An 11,650-nucleotide genomic window follows, 5' to 3' on the forward strand; every position below is an offset into this window, starting at 1 on the left:
GGTCCTCGCGGAGCGCGGCGAGGAAGCCGGGGGCCAGTGCCGGGTCCATCCCCACCGGGTACGGGCCGCGCTCCTCGAAGCGCACCGGCAGGCTGACCGCGACCGGCTCGGCGCCCGCCGCTTTCCCGGCCACCGCGAGCAGCGCCAGCAGCGAGGTGTCCCCGGTGTCGGTGACCAGCTCGGGTCCGACCTGCCCCAGCAACCGGTTGAGCCGGGCCGGGTCGGTCAGCACGCCCTAAGTGGAGGTGGCCGGGCCGGCGGTGCCAGCACCCGAGTCGATCATGTAACCGACCGGGATGACACCCTGCTGCCGTCCCGCCGGGTCGGTCAGCACGCCCTGCTCCTGGATCCGGCGCAGCAGCCCGGCCGCGTACCGGCCGGCGTTGCGGTCCCGGTCCAGGGCGCCGTCGCGCAGGCGATACCGCTGCCGCAGCAGGTCCACCGCGGCCGCCCCACCGAGTCGCTGGCAGCCGGCCGGGAAGAGCCGGTCGGTGTGCACCGAGCGCACCGCCGCCGGCAGGCAGACCGGTACCCCGCCGACCGCATCGGTGAGTTCCCGGGTCGCCGGGTAGGTGAGCACCGCGCCGGCATCGATCGGTACGCCGACGAGCTGGGCGACCACCTGGCGGGTGTTCCGATAGCCCGCCGCCAGGTCCACGGTCCTCCCCGCGCCGGCGGCGAACGACACGTTGAGCTTGTCCCGCCCCCCGCCGGGGAGCGACACCGGCAGGTCGCGCGGGATCGAGACGAGATAGAGCCGGCTCCGGTCGGCCGGCACGTGCACGAGCAGGACGGAATCGGCCCGCCGGCCCCCGCCGGCCGCGTCCACGCCGAGCAGCAGCACGTTCAGCGCCCCGGTGGGTGCCGGTGACGTCGGTGCGGCGACCTGGCCCGACGGGGCCGGCGGTGGGGGCGCCAGCGCGGTGAAGCCGACCAGGGTGGCGGCGACCAGCGCCAACGCCGTGCCGCCGAGGCGCAGCCGCAGCCGGCGACGGCGGCGGCGGTGCGCCACCCGGTCGATGGCGGCGCGGAGCGGGCCGGTGGGCGGGGCGAGGGTCTCGTGCCGCGCGAAGGCCGCCCGCAGGTCGTCCTCGATCATCAGTGCACCTCCACGGTCTCGGCTCGAAGGGTGGCCAGGGCACGCGAGATGCTGGAGCGGACGGTGCCGACCGCGCAGCCGAGAATCTCGGCGATCTCCGCGTCGGGCAGGTCCTCGTAGTAGCGCAGCACCAGCGTGGCGCGCTGCCGGCGGGGCAGCCGGGACAGCCAGGACCAGATCTGGTCCCGGTCCACCGCGGACTGGGCGTGGTCGCTCGGCGCCGGCACCGCCTCGTCCGGCTCGCCGCGCAACAGCACCCGGCGCGCCCACGAACCGCGCCGCCAGTCGATGTACTGGTTGGTCAGCATCCGCCGGACGTACCGCTCCGGGGCCTCGCTGCGCACCACCCGCCGCCAGTTCAACTGGACCCGCACCATGGTGTCCTGGACCAGGTCCTGCGCCTGGTGCGGATCGCCGGTCAGCATGACCGCGTACCGCAGCAGGGCGCTCAGCCGTGTGTCGGCGAACTCCTCGTACGTCACTGCACCTCCCGGGTGTCCCGCTCAGTTGACGGGTACGGGTGCCCGGGACATTGCATCGTCCGGCCGGTTTTTCACCGGCCGCCGGCATTTCGGGGCGGCCGGCCCGGTGGCACCCTACGCACCCTCCCGATCCCTCCCCGGAAACCCCCACCGCGACCACGAAAAAAGATCGACACCTCTGGGAGCATCGAACCGTGCTGCTCACCCTGACCACCACCCACCGTCCCGCCAGCGACCTCGGCCACCTCCTGGTCAAGCACCCGGACCGCGTGCAGAGCTTCGACCTGCCCGCCGGCACCGCGCACGTGCTCTACCCGGAGGCGGACGAGGCGCGGTGCACGGCGGCGCTGCTGGTCGAGGTCGACCCGCTGAAGCTGGCCGGCGGGCGGGGTCGCCGGCAGGCGACCACCCCGGACGCCTTCACCCTCGGCCGGTACGTCAACGACCGCGCCTACGCGGCGTCCAGCCTGCTCTCCTCGGCGCTGGCCAAGGTCTTCCGGTCGGCGCTGCGCGGCGAGTCCCGGGACCGTCCGGAGCTGGCCGCCACCGCGATCCCGCTGACGGTGCGGGTGCCGGTGCTGCGCTGCCGGGGCGGCGCCGAGCTGGCCGGCCGGGTCTTCGCCCCGCTGGGCTGGGCGGTGACCGCCACCGCGATCCCGCTCGACGAGGCGTACCCGGAGTGGGGCGACAGCCGCTACGTGGACCTGACCCTGACCGGGACACTGCGGGTCGCCGACGCGCTCAACCACCTGTACGTGCTGCTGCCGGTGCTGGACGACGCGAAGCACTACTGGGTGGCGCCGGACGAGGTCGACAAGCTGCTCCGGGCCGGCGCCGGCTGGCTCGCCGACCACCCCGAGCGGGCCCTGATCACCCGCCGTTACCTGGCTCACCGCCGGGCGCTCGCGGGCGAGGCGCTGGCCCGCCTGGCCGAACTGCGGCTGGCCGACGAGCCGGCCGCCGACGACAGCGTGGAGAGCGAGCAGCCCGACCGGGCGCCGCAGGCCTCCCTCGCGGTACGCCGGCGGGAGGCGGTGCTGGCCGCGCTGCGCGACTGCGGGGCGTCCCGGGTGCTGGACCTGGGTTGCGGCGGCGGGGCGCTGCTCACCGCGCTGGTCGCGGAGCGGCGGTTCACCGAGATCGTCGGGACGGACGTGTCCAGTCAGGCGCTCACCGTGGCCGCCCGGCGGCTGCGGCTGGACCGGCTGCCGGAGCGGCAGCGCGACCGGATCCGGCTCTGGCAGTCGGCGCTGACCTACCGGGACGACCGGCTGCGCGGCTACGACGCCGCGGTGCTCATGGAGGTGGTCGAGCACCTCGACCCGCCCCGGCTGCCCGCGCTGGAGGACGCGGTGTTCGGGCACGCCCGGCCGGCGACGGTCGTGGTGACCACCCCGAACGTCGAGTACAACGTCCGCTACGAAGGGCTGGGCGCGGGCCGGTTCCGGCATGCCGACCACCGGTTCGAATGGACCCGCGCCGAGTTCGCCGCCTGGGTACGGCGGGTGGCGGCGGCGCACGGCTACACCGCCACGGTCGGCGGCATCGGCGACGAGGACCCCGAGCTGGGCGCGCCGACCCAGCTCGCCGTACTGACCCGGAAGGAGGAGGCGTGACGATCCTGGACATCCCCGAGCTGGCCCTGGTGGCGCTGGTCGGCGTCTCCGGCGCCGGCAAGTCGACCTTCGCCCGGCGGCACTTCCGGCCCAGCCAGGTGCTCTCCTCCGACGCCTTCCGGGGCATGGTGGCCGACGACGAGAACGACCAGTCCGCCTCCGGCGACGCGTTCGACGCGCTGCACCACGTCGCCGGCATCCGGCTGCGCCGGGGCCGGCTCACCGTGGTCGACGCGACCAACCTCCAGCCGCACGCCCGGGCCGGGCTGGTCGCGGTGGCCCGGGAGCACGACGTGCTGCCGGTGGCGATCGTGCTGGACGTGCCGGAGGCGCTGGCCTGGGAGCGGACCGAGGGGCGGGCCGACCGGACGCACGGCCGGCAGGTGCTCGCCCGGATGCAGCGGGACCTGCGGCAGTCGTACGGGCGGCTGGCCCGGGAGGGCTTCCGTAAGGTGCACGTGCTGCGCGGGGTCGACGAGATCGAGGCGGCCGAGATCCGCTACGAGAAGCTGTTCAACGACCGGCGCGAGCTGACCGGGCCGTTCGACATCGTCGGTGACGTGCACGGCTGCCGCGAGGAGCTGGAGGCGCTGCTGGTCCGGCTCGGCTACGCGCTGCGCCGCGACGACGCGGGCCGCCCGGTGGACGCGGCGCACCCGGCCGGGCGTACCGCCGTCTTCGTCGGTGACCTGGTGGACCGCGGCCCGGACTCGCCCGGCGTGCTGCGCCTGGTGATGGGCATGGTGGCGGCCGGGCACGCGATCTGCGTGCCGGGCAACCACGAGCAGAAGCTGCTGCGCAAGCTGCGCGGCCGGGACGTGCGGCTCACCCACGGCCTGGCCGAGACGATGGCCCAGCTGGCGGCGGAGCCGGAGGGCTTCGTGGCACAGACGGCGGCGTTCATCGACGGCCTGGTCAGCCACTACGTGCTGGACGGCGGGCGGCTGGTGGTGGCGCACGCCGGGCTCAAGGAGGCCTACCACGGCCGGGCCTCGGGCCGGGTGCGCTCGTTCGCCCTGTACGGCGAGACCACCGGCGAGACCGACGAGTACGGCCTGCCGGTGCGCTACCCGTGGGCGCGCGACTACCGGGGCTCGGCGATGGTCGTGTACGGGCACACCCCGACGCCGGCACCGGAGTGGGTGAACAACACCATCTGCGTCGACACCGGCTGCGTCTTCGGCGGGCAGCTCACCGCGCTGCGGTACCCGGAGAAGGAGCTGGTCGCCGTCCCGGCGGTGCGGGAGTGGTACGCCCCGGCGCGCCCGCTGGTCCCGGCGGCGCCGGCCCGGCCGGACACCGTGCTGGACCTGGCCGACGTCACCGGGCGGCGGCACCTGAGCCACCCGTACGGGACGCTGACCGTGCCGGCCGAGAACGCCGCCGCCGCGCTGGAGGTGATGAGCCGGTACGCGGTGGACCCGGGCCGGCTGGTCTGGCTGCCGCCGACCATGTCGCCCTGCTCGACGTCCACCTTGGACGGCTTCCTGGAGCACCCGGCGCAGGCGTTCGCCGACTACCGGTCGGCCGGCGTCGAGCGGGTGGTCTGCGAGGAGAAGCACATGGGCTCGCGGGCGGTGGTGCTGGTGGAGCGGGAGCCGGGGCGGTTCGCGGGCGGCGCGGTGCACACCCGTACCGGTCGGCCGTTCTTCGGTCCGCCGCTCGACGACGAGCTGCTGGCCCGGGTGCGCGCGGCGGTGGACGCGGCCGGCCTCTGGGCCGAGCTGGAGACCGACTGGCTGCTCCTGGACTGTGAGCTGCTGCCCTGGTCGGCGAAGGCGGGCGGGTTGATCCGCGAGCAGTACGCCGGGGTCGGCGCGGCCGGCCGGGCCGCCCTGCCGGCGGTGCTGGCGGCGCTGGACGCGGCGGCCACCCGGGGGCTGCCGGTGGCCGAGCTGCGCGGCCGGATGGCCGACCGGGCCGCCGAGGTCACCGCGTACTCGGCGGCCTACCGGGGGTACGTGGGGCCGACCGACGGGCTGCGCGGGGTGACCCTCGCGCCGTTCGCCGTGCTGGCCGGGGCCGGTGCGAGCTTCGCCGACCGGGACCACGGCTGGCACCTGGCCCTGGCGGACCGGCTCTGCGCGGCGGATCCGGAGTTCTTCACGCCGACCCGACGCCAGGTGGTCGAGCTGGCCGACGACGCGGCGGTGGCGGCAGCGACCGACTGGTGGCTGGCGCTGACCGCGGCCGGCGGCGAGGGCATGGTGGTCAAGCCGTACGCCGGCCTGGCCGCCCGGTCGCCGAAGGGGTCGCTGCTCCAGCCGGGGATCAAGTGCCGGGGCCGGGAGTACCTGCGGATCATCTACGGTCCCGGGTACACCGAGCCGGGTCAGCTCGCCGCGCTGCGGACCCGTTCGCTGGGCCGCAAGCGGGGGCTGGCGCTGCGCGAGCACGGCCTCGGCCTGGCCGCCCTGGACGCGCTCGCCGCCGACGCCCCGCTCTGGCGGCGGCACGAGCTGATCTTCGCGATCCTGGCGTGCGAGTCGGAACCGGTCGACCCACGCCTCTGACCAGGTACGCCCGGTCCGGCGCGACGCCGGACCGGGCCCAGGTACCCTTTGTGGCCGTGGACACAGCAGAAAAGACCCGAATGCTCTCGGAAAGCGTCGCGCTGAACCCGCTCGACCCGAAGGACCTGATCCACACTTTCGGGATGGTCGGGGTCTGGGTGATCCTCTTCGCCGAGACGGGCCTGCTGGTCGGCTTCTTCTTCCCGGGTGACTCGCTGCTCTTCCTGGCCGGGGTGGCGGCCTCGCCGGTGGCCGACGCGATCTTCGGCGACGGCACCCGGCTCTCCCTGGCCGGCCTGCTGATCGGCGGCCCGCTCTGCGCCATCGCGGGCGCGCAGCTCGGGCACTGGCTCGGCGCCCGGTACGGCCAGCGGATGTTCGACCGCCCCAACTCCCGCCTCTTCAAGCGGGAGTACGTGGAGAAGGCCGAGTACTACTTCCAGAAGTTCGGTCCGGCGAAGGCCGTGGTGCTGGCCCGGTTCATCCCGATCGTGCGGACCTTCCTCAACCCGGTCGCCGGGGTGCTCGGCATGCCGGCCCGGCAGTTCCTGCTCTGGAACATCGTCGGCGCGATCCTCTGGGTGGACGGCATCCTGCTGGTCGGCTACCTGCTGGCCCACCAGATCTACGATGCGATCGGCGACAAGATCGACCGGTACATCCTGCCGGTGGTCGCCCTGATCGTGCTGATCTCGGTGCTGCCGATCTTCTTCGAGTTCCTCCGCGACCGGCGGGCCCGCAAGCGCGGCGAGGCGGCCGCGGTGGTGGCCGCGGCGAGCGCCGCCGGCGCGATCGAGGCGGTGCGGGACGCCATCGACGGTGACGACCACCGCGGGCACGAGCCGCGCCACCGTCGCTGACCTCCGGACAGACCGATGGCCGGCCCCCGGCGGGGGCCGGCCATCGACGTTGTCGAGCTGCGGGTGGTACGGACGTCGGGCAGCCGTCACCCGTGGCCCTCGGGGCCCGGCCCGGGTGACGGCCCACCACGACCCCGGACAGCCGTCCGACGGGTGGCGCCACCCCTGGCCCGCCACCCGTCACCGCCGGTCGGAGCAGTCAACCCCGACCTCGGCACGTCCAGTTGTCAGCGGGCCTTCTTGGTGGCCCGCTTACGCGGCGGGGTGAGCAGATCCGCGATCGTGGCGATCGCGGTCGGCACCAGCCGGTAGTACGCCCAGACACCACGCTTCTCCCGCTCCAGCAAGCCGGCCTCGGTGAGGATGCGCAGGTGGTGGCTGACCGTCGGCTGCGAGAGGCCGAGCGGTGCGGTGAGGTCACACACGCACGCCTCCCCCTCGGGTGCCGACTGGATCAGGCTGAGCAGCCGGAGCCGGGCAGGGTCGGCGAGGGCCTTGAGGACCCCGGCGAGACGCTCGGCATCGGCACGTTCGATCGGCTCGCCGGCAAGCGGCGAGATCTGAGGCATGGTCATTTCAGCCAACGCAGTTCCCACGTATTCCATCCTTCCACCAGCAGCATCGATCCGCCTGCATATCAGCAGATCCGAATCGGCAAACTTTTACGCCACAAGGCCGAGGTCAGCCAACGTATAGGCCGCTCGATACGGCAATCCGGCGGCTCGCACCGCGTCGCCGGCGCCTCGATCAACAATAACCGCCACACCGATCACCTCGGCTCCGGCCTCGCGCAGCGCCTCGACGGCGGTCAACACACTGCCGCCCGTCGTCGAGGTGTCCTCGACCGCCAGGACGCGCCGTCCGGCCACGTCCGGCCCTTCGATACGCCGCTGGAGCCCGTGCGCCTTGCCCGCCTTGCGCACCACGAAGGCATCCAGCGGCCGGTCGGTCCCGGCCGACGCGTGCAACATCGCGGCGGCGACCGGATCGGCCCCGAGCGTCAGTCCACCGACCGAGTCGTACGCCCAGTCGGCGGTGAGGTCCCGCATCACCCGACCCACCAGTGGTGCGGCCTCGTGATGCAGCGTGACGCGACGCAGATCGACGTACCAGTCCGCCTCGCGGCCGGACGAGAGCACCACACGGCCGTGGACCACAGCCAGGTCGGTGATGAATTTACGCAGGTCGTCCTGGTCCCCCATGGCGATAGAGGGTACTGCGCAAGTCTGGGAGCCGTCTGTCGGGTCCACCCAGGTCAACCGCGCGGGCGACGACGGATGGCGATGTTCGACTACGTTGCGCAACCGTCCATTCGGGCCACCCGGCGTGCGTCGCCGCCCCGGTGGAGCCGATTGGTCGGCCCGCCGGTCAGCCGCCGACGCGGCCCCGGTTGTCTCGGGAGACGCCCCGCAACAACCGCCGCGGTGCGTGCCGCAGGCCCGCCACGGCCAGCTTGTACTTCCAGCTGGGGACGCTGACGAGCTTGCCTTTCCGCAGGTCACGCAGCCCTTCGTCGACCACCTCGTCGGCCCGCAGCCACATCCAGCGGGGGGTACGAGACATGTCGATGCCGGCCCGCTCGTGGTAACCGGTGCGGGTGTAGCCCGGGCAGAGCGCCATTACCCGCACGCCCAGCGGGGCCACGGAAAGGGCAATCGATTCACTGAAATTCGTCACCCACGCCTTGCTGGCCGAGTAGGTCGAGCCGGGCATCGGAACGCCGAAACCAGCAACCGAAGAGACATTTATCACTGTCCCACTGGCCCGCTCGATCATCGGTTCCAGGGCCGCGTGGGTCAGCCGGAGCACCGCCAGCACGTTCAACCGCAGCAGCCGGGCCTCGTCCTGCACCGCCGACCGGACGAACGGGGTGTTCAGGCTGATCCCGGCGTTGTTCACCAGCAGTTCGATCGGCGGATCGGCGGCGAGGCGGCGCTCCACGGTCGCGCAGCCGTCGTCGGTGGACAGATCGGCGGAGATGGTCTCCACCCGGCGGCCGTGCCGGCCGGTCAGCTCGGCCGCCGTAGCGTCCAGCCGGCCGGCGTCCCGGGCCACCAGCACCAGGTCCCAGCCGTCGGCGGCGAGCCGGCGGGCGAAGGCCTCGCCGATACCCAGGCTGGCCCCGGTGATCAGGGCACGGCGCGGGGCGGGGTGGGAAGCGTCGGTCACGGTCGTTCCTCGGCGGGCGGGGTCGGCCCGGGCGGCGCCGACGCGGGGGGCGGGGTGGGTGGGGCCCAGGGCAATCCAGGCCCGGAGGCCGGCGGGTGTGGCGGCGGCCCGGCGGGCGGACCGTAGCCCGTCGACCCGTAGGCCGGGCCGGGCGGCGGACCGTAGGCGGAGCTGGGCGGCGCGGAGGCCGGATAGGTCGGGCCGGGCGGCGCGGACGGCGGGCCGTAGGGCGGGCCGGGCGGGGCGTAGGCCGGGCCGGGCGGGGGTGGCGGGCCGGTGGGCGGCGCCGGGCGGCGGTGGAGGAACGCACCCGCGGCGGGCAGGGTCAGCAGCGCCGCCACCAGGAGGTAGCCGAGGACCTGCGCCACCGACAGCGTCGCGTTCAGCGGGATCCACCAGCCCGGGTACGCGTCGCCGAGCCGGCCGAGCAACTCCATGGTGTCCCGGCTGTCGCCGGTCACCCGCAGCGGGGCGGCCCGCTGCGCGACCAGGGCGGCCAGCCCGCAACAACCGCAGCAGAGGCCCAACCCGGCGACGACCCAGGTACCCACCCGGGCACCGGGGCGACCGGAGCGCAGCCCGAGGGCGAGCCCGGCGAGGACCAGCGCCATCAGCACACCGATCACCGCCGCCAACGCGGTGGTGCCGCGCAGCAGCGACACCACCTCGTCGATCTCGGTGCGGCCGGCCCCGGTGGCCTGCGCCGACGCCCGGAACCGGTCGGCCGTGCCGGTCGCCACGGCCAGGGCGGCGACCGCGTACGCCACCGATCCGGCGGCCATCAGCAGCAGCAGCGCCGCCGCCGCGACGACCACCCCGGGGCGACGGGGGGCGGCCTGATCGGGGTACGACACGACGAATCCCTCCGGTAGGCGTCGGCTTGCAACCTACTCGGAGGGATCGTCGGAGTCGCTCTTATCGGGGCGTCAACTTCCCGCGGGCGGCTCGGGGTCCCGGCGCTCGCCGGGCTCCGCCGCCGGCCCCGGCTGGTCGGGTGACGACGCCGTTCCGGGCTGGTCCGTCGGCGACGCCGGGCCGGGCTGGTCGGGTGCGGACGCCGGGCCGGGCTGGTCCGGAGACCCCGGGTAGCCGGGTGCGGGCGGGTAGCCGGGCGTCGACGGGTAACCGGGCGTCGACGGGTAGCCGGGGGTGGCCGGGTAGCCGGGGTAGGCGGCGCCCGGCACCGGCGGCTCCCAGCCCTGCGGCCGCTTCCGGAAGAACTCGTTGGCCGCCGGCAGCGCCAGCAGGATCAGCGCGGTCAGCAGGGCGAGCAGGCTCAGCACGCCGAGCAGGGTGCTGACCGGGCCGTACCAGGAAGGCATGGCGTCGGAGAGCCGGCGCGAGATCTCCTCGCTGCTCGGTACGTCGCCGCTGGTGCTGCCGCCACCGGTGAGGCCACCCGCCGCGCTGTTCAGCAGGTTGCCGCCGGTGCAGCAGATGAGGATGCCACCGAGCACCCAGGTGGTGATCCGGGAGCCGTTGCGGCCCCGGTTGTTCAGCATCGCGAGCACGACGAGCCCGATCGCGAGCAGCAGGGTCAGCACGGCCGCGACGAGGCCGAAGACCCAGATGAAGTCGGCCGCGCCCTCGACCGACGTGCCGGCATAGGCGTCCCGCATGACCTCCCGGACCTTGCCGATGGTGGCCAGGGTCAGGATCAGGCTGATCAGCTGGATCGCCGCGACCCCGATGAGCAGCCAATTGGACGCCGTGACCACGGCGGGACGCGCGCGGGGCGGGGTGCCCGGAGCATCGACCATGATTCTCCCTCCCTAGATCAGAGGACCACCGTAGCGACCCCGCGCCCGGACGGCACGGTTCGGCGGGCCGGATCCTCGCCGGTCAGCGGCCGGATGCCTCGCTCTCGCGGCGGAGCCGGCGGTGCTCCGCCGTGACCACGCCGAGCAGGGCCAGATCGAGGGCGAGCGCGGAGACCGCGCCGAACTGGTTGACCGTGAAGTTGAAGATCTGCCCGAACAGCAGGTCCACCAGGAGCGCCAGCTTGAACAGCCGGAACGCGTCCGCCCGGTCCCGACGCAGCAGCCAGGCCGCCCGGACGCTGAGCACCGCGGTGATCAGCGCGGCGATCGAGGTGCCGAGCACGGCACCCCACTCCCGTTCCTGGTCCAGTTCCCCGGTCACGCCGTCGAGCGCCACCGCCACGACGGTCAGCACCGGCTCCGCCACCAGGTAGACGACCACCGGCCAGACCAGCCACCGCTGGCCGGCCACCCAGGCGCCGAAGCGGCGGGCCCGGTCCGCGCCGCGTTGCCAGAACCGCACCGGCGGCGGCTCGCGCCGGGGCACCGCGTCGAGCAGCCGCACCATGGCCTCCTCGGTGGCCGGTCCGGTCCCCTGCACCATCCGCAGCACGGCGATCCGCCGCCGGTCGGTGAGCCCGCCGGGCACGCCGGTGAGCACCATGTCGAGGGCGTTGGCGAGCCGTTCCGGCGGGGTGAGCCGGGTCCGGCCGGTCCGGCCGCGTACCGCCTGGGTGAGCACCACCAGCAGGGCGAACGCGCCGTAGATGATGCCCGCGGCGGGGGCGTAGAAGTAGTCGGTGCCGGTGGTGACGAACTTGCCCACCTCGTCGATGAAGAGCCCGAACCCGATCCCGCCGATGATCGCCGCCGCGGTCCGTGGCCCGCTGCCCAGGAAGACCATCCCGACGCCCAGCCCGAGCCCCATCAGCAGCCCGCCCCAGAGCACGTGCGCGATGTGCAGCCCGCCCCCGCCGAGTTGCGGGAACCCGGTGGCCTGCAGGTACGCCCGGAGGCCGAGCACGGTGACCACGCCGGAGAGCACGAACGCCTGAAGGTACGCACCGGCGTCGACGGCCCGGGTGGGGATCCGCCGGCGCAGCCAGCCGAGTCCCGGGCCGGGCAGCGGGCGGCGGGACGGTCCGGGCGAC

The 11,650-nt window shown here is 74.3% G+C and carries 10 protein-coding genes and 2 pseudogenes; 3 read left to right on the plus strand and 9 right to left on the minus strand.

The genetic code is table 11. The features are described 5' to 3' along the window. The 3 genes and pseudogenes from LQ51_RS34155 to LQ51_RS28410 all read right to left on the minus strand — a co-directional run. Positions 1 to 232 (minus strand): annotated as a pseudogene (locus LQ51_RS34155) (LytR family transcriptional regulator); the annotation flags it as partial. 3 nt (positions 233 to 235) lie between these two features. Further along, positions 236 to 1,099: an LCP family protein gene (locus LQ51_RS28405; protein ID WP_231605914.1), complete on the minus strand. Its 864-nt coding sequence runs from the start codon at positions 1,097 to 1,099 to the stop codon at positions 236 to 238. After that, positions 1,099 to 1,581 carry a SigE family RNA polymerase sigma factor gene (locus LQ51_RS28410; protein WP_046571021.1) on the minus strand — a complete coding sequence of 161 codons (483 nt, stop codon included), beginning with the start codon at positions 1,579 to 1,581 and terminating at the stop codon, positions 1,099 to 1,101. Before LQ51_RS28410 ends, LQ51_RS28405 begins: the two co-directional genes overlap by 1 nt. A gap of 194 nt (positions 1,582 to 1,775) precedes the next feature. On the opposite strand from LQ51_RS28410, the gene LQ51_RS28415 reads away from it, so the two are divergent. The 3 genes from LQ51_RS28415 to LQ51_RS28425 all read left to right on the plus strand — a co-directional run bounded on the left by LQ51_RS28415 (position 1,776) and on the right by LQ51_RS28425 (position 6,570). Continuing rightward, a complete protein-coding gene (locus LQ51_RS28415; protein WP_046571024.1) occupies positions 1,776 to 3,197 on the plus strand; it encodes a 3' terminal RNA ribose 2'-O-methyltransferase Hen1 in 1,422 nt (473 codons plus the stop codon). Beyond that, positions 3,194 to 5,710: a polynucleotide kinase-phosphatase gene (locus LQ51_RS28420; protein WP_046571026.1), complete on the plus strand. Its 2,517-nt coding sequence runs from the start codon at positions 3,194 to 3,196 to the stop codon at positions 5,708 to 5,710. The genes LQ51_RS28415 and LQ51_RS28420 overlap by 4 nt, the downstream gene beginning before the upstream one ends. Positions 5,711 to 5,790: 80 nt before the next feature. Then, on the plus strand, positions 5,791 to 6,570 hold the full coding sequence (locus LQ51_RS28425; RefSeq protein WP_046571028.1) for a DedA family protein: 780 nt from the start codon (positions 5,791 to 5,793) through the stop codon (positions 6,568 to 6,570). A gap of 227 nt (positions 6,571 to 6,797) precedes the next feature. On the opposite strand, the gene LQ51_RS28430 is transcribed toward LQ51_RS28425, so the two are convergent. The 6 genes and pseudogenes from LQ51_RS28430 to LQ51_RS28455 form a co-directional block, all read right to left on the minus strand. Further along, positions 6,798 to 7,175: an ArsR/SmtB family transcription factor gene (locus LQ51_RS28430; protein WP_007073957.1), complete on the minus strand. Its 378-nt coding sequence runs from the start codon at positions 7,173 to 7,175 to the stop codon at positions 6,798 to 6,800. A gap of 57 nt (positions 7,176 to 7,232) precedes the next feature. Next, positions 7,233 to 7,772 carry an orotate phosphoribosyltransferase gene (gene pyrE, locus LQ51_RS28435; RefSeq protein ID WP_046571030.1) on the minus strand — a complete coding sequence of 180 codons (540 nt, stop codon included), beginning with the start codon at positions 7,770 to 7,772 and terminating at the stop codon, positions 7,233 to 7,235. A 166-nt stretch (positions 7,773 to 7,938) separates the two neighbouring features. Beyond that, positions 7,939 to 8,739, minus strand: a complete 801-nt coding sequence (locus tag LQ51_RS28440) for an SDR family NAD(P)-dependent oxidoreductase (protein ID WP_046571032.1) — start codon at positions 8,737 to 8,739, stop codon at positions 7,939 to 7,941. Between the two features lie 239 nt (positions 8,740 to 8,978). Further along, a pseudogene (locus LQ51_RS28445) lies at positions 8,979 to 9,593 on the minus strand (hypothetical protein); the annotation flags it as partial. A gap of 72 nt (positions 9,594 to 9,665) precedes the next feature. Next, positions 9,666 to 10,499 carry a hypothetical protein gene (locus LQ51_RS28450; protein WP_046571034.1) on the minus strand — a complete coding sequence of 278 codons (834 nt, stop codon included), beginning with the start codon at positions 10,497 to 10,499 and terminating at the stop codon, positions 9,666 to 9,668. A gap of 82 nt (positions 10,500 to 10,581) precedes the next feature. Then, positions 10,582 to 11,589 carry a hypothetical protein gene (locus LQ51_RS28455; RefSeq protein WP_046571082.1) on the minus strand — a complete coding sequence of 336 codons (1,008 nt, stop codon included), beginning with the start codon at positions 11,587 to 11,589 and terminating at the stop codon, positions 10,582 to 10,584. Between the last annotated feature and the right edge of the window lie 61 nt (positions 11,590 to 11,650).

Source organism: Micromonospora sp. HK10, from assembly GCF_000982955.1.
Taxonomy (GTDB): domain Bacteria; phylum Actinomycetota; class Actinomycetes; order Mycobacteriales; family Micromonosporaceae; genus Micromonospora.